This is a genomic window from Desulfocicer niacini (genome assembly GCF_054657595.1).
On the sequence record NZ_BAAHYK010000015.1, the window covers coordinates 26,972 to 44,568 of the forward strand.

Below are 17,597 nucleotides of genomic sequence, written 5' to 3' on the forward strand. Positions count from 1 at the left end.
TGCTACCCTCTGGGCCGGCACACTTTTCAGGTTAAATCACCGAATTTTCGGACTGGTTACATTTACAGGTGGGCAGGTATTTTTAGTAAGGTTGGCAAGACCCGACAAAACATCTCACAGAGCAGACTAAAGGGTTCACAACAAATGCCTGATCCCGCCCATGACCACTGAAATTTAAACAAGAAACGAACAAGGAGATGCGTTATGGAAACTGCCGCGATAAACAAGGGCATTTCAGAAACACCAAAGGTTGAAAAAGAGACCGGAGCCCCCATTGCAACCGGAGCCCCCATTGCAAAGGGAATATTCTGGCCAGCCGTTATCACCGTTGTGGCCTTAATTCTATTCATGATTGTGTTTGAGGCCGAGTCCAAAAAGGCCATCAGCGCTATTTTCAGCTATTGCACCGATCAATTAGGATTTGTCTATATATGGTTTGGCATCTTTGCCCTGGTTGTCTGTTTATGGATGGGATTTGGCAAGTATGGCGATATCCGTCTGGGAGGCCCCGATGCTAAGCCCGAATTCAGCAGATGGAGCTGGATTGCCATGTTTTTCTGCTCCGGCGTGGGCACCTCTCTGATTTTCTGGTCTTCCATTGAATGGTCATACTACTATGGTGCACCACCATTTGGCATTGAAAAAAACACCCAGGCAGCTGCCGAATGGGCCGGCATGTACGGCATCTTCCACTGGGGACCATCGGGGTGGGCGATCTATTTATTGTCTGCTTTTCCAATCGGTTATGCCTATTATAATCGTAAAATGTCCGGCCTGAGACTGAGTACGGCCTGTGCCGGCATCATTGGCGAAAAGCGAGCCTTGGGCATTGTTGGAAAGATCATTGATATTCTCATGATATTCGGTCTTGTGGGTGGCACCGGAACCACCCTGGCCGCAGGCACCCCCATGCTGGCCGAAGCCATTTGTCAGATGTTCGGCATAACCCACACCCCTGGAGTGGATCTCATGGTGGTTGTGATCTGGACGGCTATTTTCACCATTTCCGTCACACTGGGCCTCAAACGGGGCATTAAAATCTTAAGTGACATCAACGTGGTGGCAGTATTTTTTCTCTGCGCCATCATCTTTGTTCTTGGACCGACTTTTTTCATGGTCAATGTGTTCACCGACAGCATGGGACTTTTGGCTACAAATTACGCCCGCATGGCCCTTTATACCGATCCCATCAGAAGAAGCATGTTTCCCCAGTGGTGGACCATTTTCTACTGGGCATGGTGGGTGGCCTATGGTCCCTACATGGGCATTTTTATTGCGCGGATTTCCAAGGGACGAACCTTCAGGGATCTTACCAGTACGGTAATTCTGGCAGGCAGCGGTGGATGCGCCCTGTTTTTCCTGATCTTTGGCAACAATGCCATGCATGCACAATTAAATGATATCTTTCCCGTCATTGAGGTGATGAATAATCAGTCTCCTTCGGCTGCCATCATCGGGGTGCTCATGACAATGCCCATGAAATGGTTGATCTTGCCCTTGTTCATCTTTGTGGGTTTTGTCTACTCCGGCACCACTGTGGATTCCTCGGCCTATGCCCTTGCCACCGTCTCTTCAGAGGATATGCAAGAAGGGCAGGAGCCCATATTGTTCAACCGTGGATTCTGGGCTATCGCTTTGGGCGGCATCGCCCTGGTGCTGATGAAAATTGGAGGGTTGGGACCATTAAAAACCGCCAGCCTTGTGGTCAGTGTGCCCCTGATCTTCTTGATGACCATCTCTGTCTTTTCCCTTTTAAAATGGCTCAGGCAGGATTATTCCCACCTTCATCAACCGCGTCGCCTTGAAAGCGACGCGGAAAAAGCCGCCAGTCAAAACATCTGATGAATATTCTTTGTGAACAGGAAAAGTGAAATCCGGAAAATAACGCCCTGCTTCTAAAGCGGGTCGTTATTTTTCTGGATCTTTATTGTATCTGCAAGGTTTGATCATAACACCGGCCACTTTGCTTCACCCATTTTGCAGGGTGCCCGGTGTTGCGGTCAACCTCATATGCCCAAACCGGGTAAACGTCTTAACCTAAATCGCGCAAGTTTGATCTCGTGGATTCGCCCATTGTGACGGGCACTCGGTATTATTATTAAGTTTCTTTAAAAAAATCAGGAGAATAAAGATGGACAAAACAAATACCAATGCAACACTCCAGGCGTTGCGAAATAAAAGCATTCCCAATGCCCACTGCAGCTCCACCCAGGCCTATATCAAGTCTGCCAAGGGGGCGATTGTCACCGATGTGGAAGGCAAAGAGTACATTGATTTTGCCGGTGGTATTGCCGTGATGAATGTGGGACACAGCCATCCTAAAGTGGTCAAGGCCATCCAGGATCAGGCAGCAGAATTTACCCACACCTGCTTTATGGTGCATCCCTATGAATCTGCTGTAACCTTAGCCCACCGGTTAGCCAAACTCACACCAGGGGATTTTGAAAAAAAGGTATTGTTTCTCAACAGCGGTGCCGAGGCTGTGGAAAATGCTGTAAAAGTGGCACGATACTATACAAAACGACCAGGGATTATTGTATTTGACAATGCCTACCATGGCCGGACCCTTCTCACCATGAGCATGACCGCCAAGGTGCAGCCCTATAAAAAAGGGTTTGGCCCCTTTGCGCCGGAAATTTACCGGGCACCCTATGGAGACATTGATGCCCTGAAAAAACTCTTGATCACCGGTGTGGATCCTTCTGAAGTGGCTGCCATTGTGGCGGAACCGGTCCAGGGAGAAGGCGGTTTTATTGCGCCACCCGATGGATTCTTTAAAGAAGTGGCAGCCCTTTGTAAACAACATGATATTTTGTTTGTGGCCGATGAGATCCAGAGCGGCATGGGCCGCACAGGCAAGATGTTTGCCATGGAGCACTGGGGTGTTGTCCCGGACCTGGTGACCGTCGCCAAGAGTCTTGCAGCCGGCATGCCTTTAAGTGCCGTGGTGGGTAAGAAAGAGATCATGGACAGTGTGCACCTTGCAGGCCTTGGAGGAACGTACAGCGCCAATCCTCTGGCCTGTGCCGCAGCGCTGGCGGTTCTGGATATCTTTGAGCAGGAGAAGATGCTTGAAAAATCAGTGGTTCTGGGCCAGAAACTCCAGACCCGGTTTGGCATGTGGAAGGATCAGTTTGATGGGGTGGGAGAGGTACGAGGCGTGGGCGCCATGGCCGGTATCACGCTTATTAACGCCGATGGATCTCCGGCAGCGGACAAGGCCAAAGCCCTTTGTGCCCATTGTCTGGAGTTGGGTCTGGTAATTCTTGCCTGCGGCATTTACGGCAATGTGATCCGGGTATTGGCACCCTTTGTCATCACAGATGAGCAGCTGGGTCGGGCCTTTGAGATTATTGAAGAGGGCTTGAAAAAAATATAGACCACGCAACGATGACGGGCGGCCCAAGTTATGACCAAGCCCGGAATAAAGCATGCCCAATTTAAAATACAATATGAAAAAAGTGAAATTCAACATAATCAATACGTATTACACCGAGGACGCAACCAAATGATAGATAACTCGCTAATAGAAGAAGCAAAGAAAATGCTGGTGGCCCAAAACAAGGACAGGGTGGAGGAGATTGCAAAAAAAGTGATCGCCGATGGCCAAGATCCCCTGGAGCTGATGAATAATGCCTTTATCCCTGGAATTAACGAGGTGGGTGATCTTTTTGGTCGGGGTCAGCTCTTTCTACCGGAGCTGATGCAGGCTGCCGATGCCATGAAAGTGGCCACGGATATCATCAATGAAGCCATTGCTGCCAAGGGGGGTGGCACCAAGGAGGCTGCTGCATCGGTGGTGGTGGCAACGGTAAAAGGCGATGTCCACGATATCGGAAAGTGCATCGTGGTCTCGTTGATGAAGGCCAATGGGTTCACCGTCCATGATCTGGGTCGGGATGTGGACATCGACACCATTCTTGAAACAGCCGTGGAAGTCAATGCCGATGTCATCGGTACCAGTGCCTTGCTCACCACCACCATGAACCAGCAAAAAACCCTTGAAGAGGCTCTGAAATCAGCCGGCCTCAAGGACCGGTTCCGCACTGTGGTGGGAGGCGCTCCTGTAACCCCCCGATGGGCCGCCCGCATCGGGGCCGATGCCTATGCCGAGGACGCCCATGATGGCGTGGTTAAAATTCGTGAAATGATGGCACAAAAATAATCCTGTGAGCATTTTTCTACCAGGGCAACCATGTCAGGCAAATAGAATCTTTGGGGTTGAAAGGTGCCGTTACTGCTAACGGGCTGAAAAACAATAAAGGAAACGGGGCGGGCTGAAAAACAGCATCCGCCCCGTTTTTTTTATATGCAATGTTGATCCGACACGTGTAAAACTCGATGTTCAAGTTTTTTCTGCCGATGTTGCGAAAACGGGCTAGTGAGTAAAAGAATATCTTTAAAACGAATTATGGGGATTCAGGGGAGAGGTGTTTGACAGTATTTGATATTCCCAGTGAGTATGATAGACTGTTCATTCACAGGGTGCATTCATAAGTTGGAGCTTGGTCATAAGTTGCATGGATGAGGCCAGAAAGCAGCCCCCAAAATACCATTCATTATCAATAAATTAAGATGATTACAAAACGACAAAAGCCACTAAGTGATAGAGAAAGCACAAGGGAAAAAAGATGTAGGACTTGGAGGAAATTCATTTGCCAAATTATCAGTCTAAAAGTGAAATTATAGAACTCAACCGGGTTTTACACAATGCCATATCCCAGGTGCCCGTGGGGCTTGTTGTAACCCGGACCGGGGAACGTAGGGTGATGGTTGCCAACTCTGAATTCCATCGTATCATGGGAATTTCCCATGGCAGCCTCATCAACAGCACCCTTAAAGATGCTTTTTTTGATGCCGGCGGCAAGTGTTTTTATCCAAATTCCGGGGTATTAAACGAAGACCTGTTAGTTCATCATCTTTTATCCCGGAAACATTATATCGCAAGGGGGTATGAGGCGCGAATTCACCAGCCCGGTGGTAGACAACTTAATGTACTCATGCACTCATCTCCGGTGCTGGATGATAATAAACAGTCCATTGCCATGGTCACCATTGTCCAGGATATCACCACAATAAAACAAAAAGAGGAGGCCCAGTTAAGGAAAGAGGCCCAGCTGGAATATGCCCTTTCCGCCACAGTGGATGGTCTGTGGGACTGGGATATTCCGGGGGACAAGGGTTTTTTAAGTCCCCGCTACAGTGAAATTTACGGATATGAAGAGGGGGAACTGCCCGGAGACATTAAAAAATGGGCAGAAATGCTCCACCCCGATGATAAATCACTGGCTCTGAAACGATTGGTAGACATCATAAAAGAAAAAAAAGAAACCTATCGATCCGAGTACCGTCTGCGCCAGAAGGATGGCAACTATCGCTGGATTCGCTCCCGGGCCATTGTCACGGAAAAAGATGAGAATGGCGTTCCCGTCAAAATGGTGGGTACCCACCAGGACATCACCCAGGAGATGGAGTTAAAGCAGGCCCAGAAGCTTATTAATCAAAAACTTGCCATTGAAGTGGAACGGCAGACAAAAACACTTAAAAGCACCAATCAGCAATTGGAAACAATTCTCAATGAATCCTCTGAAAGTATATGGGTGTTTGATGGAAGAGGCTGTGTGATAAGCCTGAACAGGGCTGCAGAAAAAAGCATCGGATGCAGGGCGTCCGAAATAATGGGATGCTCATATAAAAGGCTTCTTGACGAAGGGCACATCAACGAAAGCGTCACCCAAAGGGTTTTAAAAAAGAAAAAGCAGATCAGCATGATGCAGCATCTGATAAAACAGAAAAGGGAAATGCTCATCACCGGAACACCCGTATTTGATGATCATGGAGAGATCAGCATGGTCATTGTCAATGAACGGGATCTCACCCAGCTGAATCATCTGAAAACTGAGCTGGAAAATCAACGTCATATCAATCGGCGGTTTCAAGATGAACTGACCAAATTAAATCTCATGGAGTTGAAAAAGCAGAAGATCATTGCCGTCAGCAGGGAAATGCGAAAAATTCTGTCCACGGCCCTGAAACTGTCTGAAATGGATATTTCCAATATTCTCATCCTGGGAGAATCCGGCACCGGGAAAGGCCTGCTGGCCAAATTTATACACAATAACGGGGTGCGAAAAGACAAACCCTTTGTCCAGATAAACTGTGCTGCATTGCCGGAAAATCTTCTGGAAGCCGAGCTATTCGGTTATGAAAAAGGGGCATTTACAGGGGCCAATGAAAAAGGAAAAATAGGACTTTTTGAAATGGCAAGGGGGGGAACGCTGTTCCTTGATGAAATTGGAGAACTTTCCATGACGGTGCAGGCAAAATTGCTCAAATCCCTGGAAGACAAGGAAGTGATGCATCTTGGGGGATTAAAGCCGATCAAGATCAACTGTAACATCATTGCCGCCACCAACCTTAATCTGGAAAAAGCAGTTAAGAACGGTGGATTCCGTCAGGATCTTTATTATCGTTTGAATGTTTTTACCCTCAACATTGCTCCTTTACGCCAAAGACCCGAAGATATGATAGCGCTTGGCCGCTTTTTTCTGGAAAAATATAACAAGGAATTTGACATGGCCTGCACATTCGAACAGTTGGCGCTGGACAAACTGCCCCGATATGGCTTCCCGGGCAATGTCCGGGAACTTCAAAACATCATCAAAAAAGCTGTTGTCATGGGCGAAGCCGGTGCCATCAATGGTTTGATGACAACTGAAAAACAGAGAAAAGAAAGATTCCCAGGAGAAAACAGCCAAGGAAAAAGTCTCACCCAGCGGGTAATGGCGGTGGAAAGACAGATGCTGCTCCAGGCCCTGGAAAGCTGCGGTTCCACCAGGAGCCTTGCCGCTTTTCTTAAAATCAGTCAGACCTCCGTGGTGCGTAAGCTTAAAAAACATGATCTGAGCCACCATTTGGAACGATATAAAGGATAAGTATCCGACAATTTACGTCCTAAACCCGTTGACCCCACTATTTGATTTCTCTGTTGACAAAGGCATCACATAATTACACTATTACTTGAAGTTCAAGTTTTTTCTGACGATTTTGCGAGAACGGGGTAAGGCGTGTGTTATGGGAGTTATCGACCAAAGCCGGGACGAAGACGAAACGTGACTGATAATGCCCATAAAACAAGCCTGACCCATCCCCGTTATATGTCAATATAAAAAAAATTGATCATCGAATATTAGCAAAAAATATTATAAAAGGATCATGGCATGGAAAACCTGTTAAACAACATTGAAGAAATAATCCTCATGGGTCCGGGGCCCTCCTGTGTGGATCAAAGCGTCTTAAATGCCCTGGCGAAAAGCACCATCGGGCATCTGGACCCCTATTTTATATCCATCATGGACACCATGAAGGATCAGCTGAAAGCACTGCTGCACACAGAAAATCAACTCACCCTACCCATTTCAGGCACCGGTTCCGCCGGTATGGAGTGCTGTTTTGTCAATGTGGTGGAAAAGGATGATCCCGTTCTGATCCTCATCAACGGGGTATTTGGCATGCGCATGGAAGATGTGGCAACCAGGCTGGGAGCCCGGGTGGACACCTTAAATTTTGAATGGGGTACCCCGGTAGTTCTGGAAGAAGTCCAGAAAAAACTCACCCAAAAAACCTATAAAATGGTGGCAGTGGTCCATGCGGAAACCTCCACCGGCGTCAGAAACCCCGTGGCGGAAATCGGTGAACTGCTGAAAGGCAAAGACACACTTTACCTGGTGGATGCCGTCACCAGTTTTGGCGGCATTGAAATTGCCATGGATGACTGGAGTATTGATATTCTATACAGCGGTACCCAGAAATGTCTCTCCTGCCCGCCTGGTCTGTCCCCCGTTTCCATGTCTTTAAAGGCGGTGGAAGCCATTAAAAATCGGAAAACAAAGGTGCCCAACTGGTACCTGGATCTAACCATGATCATGAACTATTGGCAGGGAGCCACAAGGGCCTATCACCACACCGCCCCCATCAACATGCTTTACGGCCTGTACCAAGCCCTTTATCTGATCTTTGAGGAAGGTGAAACCGCTGTTCATCAGCGCCACATGGACATCCACAAACAACTTGTGAGGGGACTTGAAGAAACAGGTATCACCATGCTGGTGGATGAAAGCTGCCGCCTTCCCATGCTCAATTCTGTTTATATCCCCGGAGGTGTTGATGATGCAGGTGTCAGAAGCCGGCTGCTAAAGGAGTATAAAATAGAAATCGGTGCCGGGCTTGGTCCCCTTGCGGGAAAAATCTGGCGCATCGGGCTTATGGGTCACACAGCACGACCCGCCAATGTTGAAAAACTTCTGGAAGCCTTGAAAGCGGTTTTATAGTGCAATGGGGTAAAATGGGGTCATAAAATGGGGTCAGGCTTGGCTTATGGGCGTTATTTATAACCCAAGCCGACCCCATTATTTATTCCACCCCCTGTTTTTGAAGCAAAGAATACTGATAAAACCCGTTGCGCCCCAATTCCTTTGCCCTGTAAAGGGCATTGTCTGCCCGTTTAACCAAGTCCATTCCGCACTCACAGAGGGGAGGCGTTCCCATGGAGGCAACCCCCAGCGTAATGGTTATGTCCAGCGGTCCCGCATCACTTTCCCAGTCCTTTTCAGATACCGCCCGGCAAAGACGCTCCGCCGTCATGGCGGCATGGTGCTCTTCGGTCATGGGTTGAATGATAACAAATTCATCCCCCCCATACCGTGCCAGAATATCGGCATGACGCAGATGATATTTCAGGATTGCAGCCGTCTCTTTTAACACCCAGTCGCCGATGTCATGACCATGAAGGGTGTTAAATTCCCTGAAATGATCCACATCCACCATAATGCAGGACAATGGATTGCAGTAGCGCCGGGCCTTTTCAAATTCAGCAGCCAGCACTTCGGACAGATAGTGTCTGTTATAGACATTTGTCAGATGATCCACCAAGGCCACCCGTTTTAGAATATTAAGTGATTCCCGCTCTTTATTAAGCATGGCCTGGAGATCATCCTGGAGTTTTTTTATCCTTAGAAGCACCTTGATCCTGGCCAAAAACTCCCGGCTTTCCAGGGGTTTGATCATATAATCATCTGCACCCAACTCAAGCCCATCCACCCGGTCTTCCACCTTGTCCCTTGAGGTCAGCATCAAAATGGGAATATACTGTTTCATTTTTTTCTTCATCCGGCGGCACACCGTAAATCCATCCAGATCCGGCAACACCACATCCAGGATAACCAGGTCTGCTTGAAACAGTTCAAACTTTTCAATCCCGTCCATACCGTTGGTGGCAACATCAACGAGATATCCCTCGTCTTTTAATATAAGCTCTATCAATTGGGCCTGGGTGGGGCTATCTTCAATCACCAGTATTCTCACATTAGAGGTCATGGTTACTTCCTTTTATCTTCTATCAACATCTAAATTAGGGTGTTCTTCATATTGTCTCAAAAACAGTTCAGGACTTACAACGCATGCGTTGCGTTAAAAATTCATTTCCAGGGAGAAATGGTAGCAGGGGATTTCAGCCTTTTTCCACCAGCCGTCTCAATTTCAGCCCAATGTGATTTAACGGCAGAATATCCCGGGCCGCCCCCAGGGCCACGGCCTCTCCAGGCATGCCAAAAACGACAGAACTTTCCTCGTCCTGCGCAATGGTATAAGCCCCTTTTCGGTGCATGGTATCCAGCCCGTCGGCACCATCACGTCCCATGCCGGTCAACAACACCCCAATGGCCGATGCACCCCGGTGATGGGCCACGGAATTAAACAGGGCCGTCACCGATGGACGATGACCGTCCAGGGGCGGTTCATCGCTGAGTACCACCCGGCCATCCCGGGAAATTTCAAAATGGGCATCATCGGGGGCAATGTAAACAGTCCCCTCTTTTAATGGTTCTTTGTTCTGGGCAACTTTCACCGCCAGCGCAATGGTGTCATTGAGCCATTTGGCAAGCCCCACCGTAAAACCTTTGGTAATATGCTGCACCACCACAATGGGAACAGGAAATGTGACAGGCAACGTCTCCAGAATCGTTTTAAGAGCGGGCGGTCCCCCGGTTGACGTGCCAATGGCTACAAGAGTGTATTCTTCGGATTGACTTTTAAGCAAAGCTGCTTTCGGTAGGGATGACTTATAAAAGCAATTATGCACCGGCCACCTGCGTCGAACCACCTTTACGTCGGCCATGGCCTTGATGGCCTCAATCAATGCACGGGCTTCCGGATCATCTTCGGGCAGGCCATGGGGTTTACCAAACACCATCAATGCGCCCGATTCCACGGCTTTGTAGGTTATCCCCAATCGAATGTCCGATTCCGTACTGGTCAACACAATGATGGGCCTGGGATTTTCGGCCATGATATGACGAATGGCGCTGTATCCATCCATTTTGGGCATGTGGATATCCATGGTGATGATATCGGGGTCCAGATTCCGGACCATCTTTAACGCCTCTTCCCCATTTTTAGCCTCTCCCACCACGTTCAACTCCAGATCCGTTGTCAGGATACATCGAATCAGGTGACGCATGGTCGGTGAATCATCGACCAGTAAGATGTTTATCATGTCAGTTCCCACATTGTAATTGAAAAAAATCAGCCAATTAATCGCTCAATGGTTTCCAGCAATTCCTTCTGATCAAACGCCCCCTTTGTAATATAGGCATCGGCACCCGCCTCCATCCCCCGGATTTTATCCATGGATGCACCAAGAGAGGTCACAAGGATGATGGGCATATTTTCAAAACGACCTTCCTGCCTGACCTTTTCCGTCAATTGCAATCCATTCATGCGGGGCATTTCAATATCAAACACCACGGCATCAAAGGTCTCCTCCTGCAACAGCTCCCAGCCCTGCATACCATCGGCGGCCTGCCGTACCTGATATCCATGATTTTCAAGAATATTTTTTTCCAGGAGGCGGGTGGTGATGGAATCATCCACCACCAGTATTTTTTTGGCATCCGGTTTTTTTAACTGTGCACGAACCGGATACGAAGGTTTTGAAGATCCCTTTGCCCACTGCATCATACTGCCGGCATTCAAAATCATCACCACCTGACCAGTACCCAGAAGAGTGGCACCGGCAATGTGGCGCACCCCGCTTAACTGAGGCCCCAGAGATTTCACAACCACATCCTGGTCCCCTAGGAAGTTATCCACCTGGAAGGCCATCCTTTTTTCCACAGCCCCCAACACCACCACAGACAGTTTATCCTCCCCCTTCATCCCGTCTTCGGCATGGTGCAGCTCAAGTACCTGGGCCATGGAAATCAATGGAAGTGCCTGGTTATTGATGGTAATGGCAGGTCTGCCTTCCATGCTGCCGATGCCGGTGGGATCAATGGATAAAATCCGCTCCACAGAGGTGGTGGGTATGGCAAGGGTTTCACCGGCAACAGACAGCATGAGCACATGACTGGTGGCCAGGGTCAGGGGAAGAATCAGATGAAAGGTGGTCCCCCTATCCGTTTCTGTGGTGGTTTTCACCTGGCCGTGGAGTTTTTCCAGTTGTTCGCGGACCACGTCCATACCCACCCCTCTACCGGAAAGTTCCGTAACGGTTTTATGGGTGGACAACCCCGAATGAAAAATAAGATCCACGGTTTCCTGGAGAGAGAGAGTCTTTACATCCGCCGGTGCCATGAGATGATTTTCAATGGCTGCCTTCCTTACGCCAGCCAGATGAATCCCCGCACCATCATCGCTGACTTCAATAACCACCTGGTTTCCCTGCTGGAATGCCTTCAGGGTAATGGTGCCCTGTTCTGGTTTATTCTTTTGCCTTCGCACATGGGGCGATTCAATCCCGTGATCCACGGCATTTCTCAACAGATGGATCAAGGGGTCCTTTAATCCCTCAAGCACCTGGCGATCCATTTCCGTTTTCATTCCTTCGAGCCTGAGCTGAACGAATTTTTTCTTTTCCTTTCCAATATCCCGGATCATCCTTGGAAACAGATCAAACAGGGTGGACACCGGCACCATTCTTATCTGTCGAATCCCATTTTGCATATCATCGGTGAGCAGGGTCATATCCCGGTAGTCGTTTTCCACCCGGGCTGCGATACCATCAACTTCGCGTCGCATCTCCTTGAGATACCGCTCATTGCGTTCACAAAACCCCATGAGCGTCTCCAGGTCATTGTCATTGTCACGCCGCAAAACAGTTCTTTTATGATGTTTCACTTTTCGCCAGGCTTTTTCCCAGGCACCAAATTGTTCCTGAACCGCCTTAACTTCACCCAGACGTTGTTCCATTCTCATGCGGGACACCTGCAACTGCCCCATGAAGGCCATTAATTCATCCAGTTTTTCCGTGGCAACCCGTATGGTATCCCGCCCCACGGGCTGGATAAAAAGGCAGTTTGATTTTGCAGCACATTCAGGATCTTCAGGGGTATCCACCTCCCCGGACCGGTCTGGAACCATCTGTTGTTCCCGGGTTGGGAAAACAGGCGATTCCGTGGCCGATGCAATACGGTCCCGGGCAGGCGGTGACAGCCCGGGCACGGTGGATGCATCCCCATCCGGTATCGGCGTTACCCGGGGCGGCTGGATACCATCTTCCTCTTTTCTTGCAAAAGCCCCGGTGTCTGCAGATGTATCTGCGGTATCCGGCATGGGAGATGTTAATGACTGGTCCAGGCGGGCCATAAGCGCATCCCGGGTCCCCCGGGGTATTGTTTTCCCCTGGAGATGCAGGGTCATGGTCTCACTGAGAATATCGGTGGCACGGAGCAAGCCATCCACCAATCCCGACGACAAGGACAGTTCTCCCTGCTTAAGGGCCTCAAAAACATCCTCCATTTTGTGAGATACCAGCTCAATGTCACGCATTTCAACGGCCCGGGCAGAGCCCTTGACACTGTGAGCCGCCCGGAAAAGTTCCTTTAATACCTTGTCTCCTTCCTCCGGGGGCAAGCCCTCTTCCATGGCCAGAAGGCCATTGTTCAATGTGGCTACATGCTCATCGAGCTCCAGCTTGAATGTCTCCATCAATTGACGAAGGAGTTCATTGCGATCCATTATTGACTCCCAACTTTGATATAACCGCTTTCATCATGCCAGCCGGTAGTTTTCCACGATCCGTTGTAAATGCTCACCCAGTTCATTGAGATTTCTGGCAGCTTCCTCCACCTGCCGCGTACCAGCTTCGGACTGATGGGTGGCCTGATTGATGTTTTCCATGGCCCCGGAAATCTGGTCCATGCCGGCCAGCTGTTCCCGGGTACTTGCGGCGATCTGCTGTATGGTCTGGGTCACCTTTTGGATATTGCTGTTTATGGTATCAATGGCCGTTCCTGTCTTGCGGGCCTGATCCACCCCGGCATCCGCGCGTTTGATCCCCTCTTCGGTGACCATAACGGCGGTATTGGCAGCCTTCTGTATGTCCCCAAGAATATCCTTTACCTTGGCCGTGGCGCGGCGGGACTGCTCTGCCAGGCTTCTGACCTCCCCTGCCACCACGGCAAATCCCTTGCCTGCCTCACCGGCCCGGGCCGCTTCAATGGCGGCATTGAGGGCCAGCAGATTGGACTGGTCGGCAATGTCATTGACGGTTTCAATGATCTCCCCGATCTGCTGGGTCTGCTCACTCAGGGCCAGAATATTTTCAGCAATGCTGCCCACCTGTTCCTTTATGCGGCTTACACCGCTCAGGGTTTCCTGAACCGCCACAAGCCCAAGATCCGCCTCTTTCATGGAATCCCTGGCCATCAACGCCACCTGATTGGTGCGCTCGGAACTCTGCCGGGCCGTCTGCCGGGCCTGATCCACTGTGCTGGAAGTCTGGGACACACCGGCCGCCTGCTCGCTGGCCGTGGCTGCCTGCTCCTGGGTGGCCGCCAGGATTTCGCCGGTGGCCGAAGACAGCTCCTGAACCCCGGCCGTTACCTGGGCCGCAAGTTCCCCTAAACTCTGTGTCATCTGGTTCAGATGATTTCCAAGGGTGGTCAACTCATCCCCCCGGTCGGGCGGAGTCACCCGGGCCGTGAGATCCCCTGCCCCCACGGCAGCCACACATTCCACATAATCCTTGATGGTGGATTCCAGGTAAATTTTCGCGTTTCGATCCGCTTCCGCCTGCTCTTCAATGGCTTGGGTCATCTGTCTCAGGTTGGCAACGGTGAGGTTAAAACTTCTGGCCAGCACACCGGTTTCATCATTGGAATTTACCTCTGCCGTGACATTCAGGTCACCGGCCCCCAGCTTTTCAGCGGCCATGGTAATTTTCTGGATGGGGGTGGCTATTTTAGAGGCGAGCAGCAACAGTACACCCAGGGCAAGGAGTGTTAAGCTCAACCCCAGCCCAATGATCTGCCACATCAGCCGCACAGCATCACGATAAACAACCTCTTTTGGCAAATCAATGTTCACGCACCATGGTGCCCGGCTGTTGCCCATGGTAACCGGCACAAATGCGGAAAATTGATCTTCATATGTCTGAAAAATTGTTTTGGCAGCCCGAATATTTTTTAAATCATCCTCCCAGTCCTTACGGATATCCCGCAGATTTTTCCCCAGATTTTCATCATGTCCTGACGATGCCGCAATCAGGCCGTCATAACTTATCAAATTCACAATCCCCTTGCCCATATAGGGATTATTTTTTTCCACATAGGTCTGCAGCGAATTCAGTTCAATGTCCACCCCTGCAATTCCGGCAAAATCCCCATCAATAAGAATGGGCACCACCATGGATGTCAGCAGCATATCCTTTCCCTGAACTTCATAGTAATAGGGATCAATAATGGACTCTCTTTTGGTTTTTCTGGGAATCTGATAATAATCCCCCTTGCCCTCAACCCCATAATCCATAAGGGGTTCCAGCTTGATTTCCCCGGAATTTCCCCGGCTCCAGTAGGGAATAAAACGCCCGGTGTCATCATGGAGAGCATTTCCAGCAAATTGGGCATCCCTGCCGTCAAAGGCCCCGGGCTCCCACAGGGTATAGGTGCCCAGAAAACCCGGATTGGCAATGAGCAGATGCTTGAGCATGGCATTGACCTGATCCCGGGTCAGCGACACCTCGTTTCCATTTACACTGTCCAGATTTACCTTGCCCACAGCCCCCAGGGTCTGGGCCATGGTGCGTGACGCATTCAGGGGGATCTCCAGGTAAGCTTTAATAAAATTTGCAAGGGCTTCTGCCTGGCTGACAATCTCTTTTTCGGCACTTTTAGTGGCCATGCGGTACTGATTGACCGCCGCATAGGTGATAATCATACCAAATATACCCACCATGGAAATCCCCACCCAGAGAATAATTTTTCCACGTATTGATTTAAAGACAGATCCTGTCATGTGTGTTATCTCCCTCATTAATAATATGCAAAAAAAGTCCCCAGACGTTTTTAAATAGTTGATGTCCGGATGGCCTTCATAACAATTTCATTTTTTTTAATCCGCTACTGTTGCCCGCAGTGTCTTTATTGCTCGATGATCCCGTTTTTTATGACGATTCTGCAAAAACAGGGTCATCGAGTAGCAGCCTTCCATTTATTCACCGGCTCCCTCATTAACAATAATGCCCGAATCTGCAAAGAGTTTTTCAAGATCCAGGATCATGAGAAGGTTACTGGTAACCCCTTTTATATATTTCTGGGCCCGGGCGGACACGGAAGCAGACGACGACTGAACATCTTCCTGGGGAACCGTTTCCAGACAGGGAATGGTATCTGAAAAAAGACAAAATTCCATCACCTCACCTTTTTCCCGGGGATGATCCCGGACAAGGAGGGTATGGGCACCTTCTCCAGGTACAGTGGCTGAAATACCCAAGTAATCGGCAATGTTCATCATGGCATAAATACGCCCACGGATATTCACGGCACCCACAATAAATCCGGGGGTACAGGGCACAAGGGACCACAGATCCCGGATCAATGGCTGAACCTCCCGGACAAATTGAATATCCACACCAAACCGCTCCCCCCCTGCCTGGAAGGTGATCAACTCCAGTACATCCCGGGACAGTGTTGCGGTGTTATCCGTTTTAGCCAGTTTACGGGCCCGGTCCGCCAAAATTGCATGTGCATGCATCTCTTTGTCTGTGTAAATTATTCTATCATCCATATACTTCCTTATTGGTGTCTGACGCATTAAATTTTCCGTGGTTCATGGAATCATTTAAACATTGTTTTGAGCATGGTCAGCAAAGTTCTGGGCGTGAGATCATCGGAACCATACAAAATCGCGTCGGGATCAAGGTCCAATGCCAGTTGCATGGCCTGTTGCCGGTGTCTCCGGACTTTTTCCATCTGCCCCATCTGCTGATAGAAGAGTGCCAGGGTGAAATGGGCAAGGGCAAAACGGTTATCAATAAAAACAGCCTGTTTCAGCTGGGCCACTGCAGATGACATATCTCCGGTTTCCTGATGAATCAACGCCAGAGTATAATGGGCCTCCGGATTGAGAGGATTTATATCAATGGCCTGCTGACAAAAAGGGGCGGCGATATCCATTTTCCCAAGATTGGCGTAAATCCGGGCCAGTTGATAAAAGGAGGCACCATCTCGGGGAGTAGATGCGACACATGTTTTAAAACAGTCAATGGCCGCCTCATATCTTTTTTCCTTTATGAATTGCCTCCCCTGACCGAAAACATTCCTGTCATCGTGTTTTTCCACGGAATTACCGGAGAATGCGTCCGCCGATGGTACCTGCCCCCAGGTCTCTGGAAAGGAATCGATACCGATGTCTGGCACCTGGAGGGAAGCAGAAGTATCAAGGGTTATGGTGGGTTCCTGGCTGGGCATATTCCACTTTTCTATGGGAAAAGCGGTTTCCCGGTGGCCGCACTCCCCCATGAGGTTCATATCAAAACGCACGCTGGTGGAAACGGGAGCATCGCATTTTTGAAACACCGTGGCACCCAGAAAATTACAGGCGGTATATTGATGAAATACCGGAATACTGGTTTCCGAAGCCCCCATCATGAGCCATCCTCCGGCAATCAGACACCGGTGAAATCGCTCTGCCACCCGTCCAATAACGGCCTCGGAATAGTAAATGGCCACGTTACGGCACAGAATTAGATCCAGCGCGTTGGTATTGGTGGCAAGGGATGGATACACGGTTTCGTTGAGATTCAGATAAAAAAAGTGAACCTGCTTTTGAATCTGCGGAACCAGCTGATAGACATCTGCCTGTTTTCTGAAATAACGGGTTTTATAAATCTCATCGGTTTGCCGGAAAGACCAGCTTCGATAGCATGCCCGCCGGGCTTTTTCCAGAACGGCCTTGTCAATATCCGAGGCCAGGATGGTGATGTGCCATTGATCCAGGTCGACAATCAACTCCGACAGCAGCATGGCCAGTGTGTATGGCTCTTCACCCGAGGCACACCCGGCACTCCAGATCCGGATTCGCCGATCATGCTGATGATCGGCAATAATCCGGGGCAGAATATGCTTCTCAAGCGCCCTGATCTGACTCTTATCCCGAAAGAAATAGGTCTCACCAATGGTAAGTTCCTGGATCAGATCATCCCACAGGGGGGTATCGGTTTGTGTCTGTTCCAGCATGTTAAAATACCGGCCCACATCACCGTCAGTCATTTTTTGTGCCTGTCCTGTCACCCCTCGCCCCAAGGCATGTTGTCTTCTCTG

The 17,597-nt window shown here is 49.6% G+C and carries 11 protein-coding genes; 5 read left to right on the forward strand and 6 right to left on the reverse strand.

The features are described from left to right. Nucleotides 1-204: 204 nt before the first annotated feature. The 5 genes from ACYQ2M_RS09755 (at nucleotide 205) to ACYQ2M_RS09775 (ending at nucleotide 8,330) form a co-directional block, all read left to right on the forward strand. Complete coding sequence (locus tag ACYQ2M_RS09755) at nucleotides 205-1,842, forward strand: BCCT family transporter (protein WP_459916146.1); 1,638 nt, start codon at nucleotides 205-207, stop codon at nucleotides 1,840-1,842. Between the two features lie 289 nt (nucleotides 1,843-2,131). After that, complete coding sequence (gene gabT, locus ACYQ2M_RS09760) at nucleotides 2,132-3,379, forward strand: 4-aminobutyrate--2-oxoglutarate transaminase (RefSeq protein ID WP_459916147.1); 1,248 nt, start codon at nucleotides 2,132-2,134, stop codon at nucleotides 3,377-3,379. A 129-nt stretch (nucleotides 3,380-3,508) separates the two neighbouring features. Then, entirely contained in the window at nucleotides 3,509-4,165 is a 657-nt protein-coding gene (locus ACYQ2M_RS09765; protein WP_459916148.1) for a cobalamin B12-binding domain-containing protein, read from the forward strand. A gap of 490 nt (nucleotides 4,166-4,655) precedes the next feature. Next, on the forward strand, nucleotides 4,656-6,935 hold the full coding sequence (locus tag ACYQ2M_RS09770) for a sigma 54-interacting transcriptional regulator (RefSeq protein WP_459916149.1): 2,280 nt from the start codon (nucleotides 4,656-4,658) through the stop codon (nucleotides 6,933-6,935). 285 nt (nucleotides 6,936-7,220) lie between these two features. Then, complete coding sequence (locus ACYQ2M_RS09775; protein ID WP_459916150.1) at nucleotides 7,221-8,330, forward strand: pyridoxal-phosphate-dependent aminotransferase family protein; 1,110 nt, start codon at nucleotides 7,221-7,223, stop codon at nucleotides 8,328-8,330. An 82-nt stretch (nucleotides 8,331-8,412) separates the two neighbouring features. Here ACYQ2M_RS09775 and ACYQ2M_RS09780 read toward each other — a convergent pair whose 3' ends face one another. The 6 genes from ACYQ2M_RS09780 to ACYQ2M_RS09805 form a co-directional block, all read right to left on the reverse strand. Beyond that, nucleotides 8,413-9,375, reverse strand: a complete 963-nt coding sequence (locus tag ACYQ2M_RS09780; RefSeq protein ID WP_459916151.1) for a diguanylate cyclase — start codon at nucleotides 9,373-9,375, stop codon at nucleotides 8,413-8,415. Between the two features lie 133 nt (nucleotides 9,376-9,508). Then, nucleotides 9,509-10,552 (reverse strand): chemotaxis-specific protein-glutamate methyltransferase CheB, encoded by a 1,044-nt coding sequence (gene cheB, locus ACYQ2M_RS09785; protein WP_459916152.1) that lies wholly within the window; start codon nucleotides 10,550-10,552, stop codon nucleotides 9,509-9,511. 29 nt (nucleotides 10,553-10,581) lie between these two features. Further along, on the reverse strand, nucleotides 10,582-13,014 hold the full coding sequence (locus ACYQ2M_RS09790; RefSeq protein ID WP_459916153.1) for a hybrid sensor histidine kinase/response regulator: 2,433 nt from the start codon (nucleotides 13,012-13,014) through the stop codon (nucleotides 10,582-10,584). Nucleotides 13,015-13,047: 33 nt separating this feature from the next. Next, nucleotides 13,048-15,291, reverse strand: coding sequence for a methyl-accepting chemotaxis protein (locus tag ACYQ2M_RS09795; RefSeq protein ID WP_459916154.1), 2,244 nt, complete (start codon nucleotides 15,289-15,291; stop codon nucleotides 13,048-13,050). Nucleotides 15,292-15,486: 195 nt separating this feature from the next. Further along, nucleotides 15,487-16,062, reverse strand: coding sequence for a chemotaxis protein CheW (locus ACYQ2M_RS09800; protein ID WP_459916155.1), 576 nt, complete (start codon nucleotides 16,060-16,062; stop codon nucleotides 15,487-15,489). Between the two features lie 50 nt (nucleotides 16,063-16,112). Next, nucleotides 16,113-17,546: a CheR family methyltransferase gene (locus ACYQ2M_RS09805; RefSeq protein WP_459916156.1), complete on the reverse strand. Its 1,434-nt coding sequence runs from the start codon at nucleotides 17,544-17,546 to the stop codon at nucleotides 16,113-16,115. Between the last annotated feature and the right edge of the window lie 51 nt (nucleotides 17,547-17,597).

Excerpts from the sequence above, each read along its gene's own strand:
- ACYQ2M_RS09755 (WP_459916146.1), top strand. The coding sequence starts at position 205 with ATGGAAACTGCCGCGATAAACAAGGGCATTTCAGAAACACCAAAGGTT.
- gabT (WP_459916147.1), top strand. The coding sequence starts at position 2,132 with ATGGACAAAACAAATACCAATGCAACACTCCAGGCGTTGCGAAATAAA.
- ACYQ2M_RS09765 (WP_459916148.1), top strand. The coding sequence starts at position 3,509 with ATGATAGATAACTCGCTAATAGAAGAAGCAAAGAAAATGCTGGTGGCC.
- ACYQ2M_RS09775 (WP_459916150.1), top strand. The coding sequence starts at position 7,221 with ATGGAAAACCTGTTAAACAACATTGAAGAAATAATCCTCATGGGTCCG.
- ACYQ2M_RS09780 (WP_459916151.1), bottom strand. The coding sequence starts at position 9,375 with ATGACCTCTAATGTGAGAATACTGGTGATTGAAGATAGCCCCACCCAG.
- cheB (WP_459916152.1), bottom strand. The coding sequence starts at position 10,552 with ATGATAAACATCTTACTGGTCGATGATTCACCGACCATGCGTCACCTG.
- ACYQ2M_RS09790 (WP_459916153.1), bottom strand. The coding sequence starts at position 13,014 with ATGGATCGCAATGAACTCCTTCGTCAATTGATGGAGACATTCAAGCTG.
- ACYQ2M_RS09795 (WP_459916154.1), bottom strand. The coding sequence starts at position 15,291 with ATGACAGGATCTGTCTTTAAATCAATACGTGGAAAAATTATTCTCTGG.
- ACYQ2M_RS09800 (WP_459916155.1), bottom strand. The coding sequence starts at position 16,062 with ATGGATGATAGAATAATTTACACAGACAAAGAGATGCATGCACATGCA.
- ACYQ2M_RS09805 (WP_459916156.1), bottom strand. The coding sequence starts at position 17,546 with ATGACTGACGGTGATGTGGGCCGGTATTTTAACATGCTGGAACAGACA.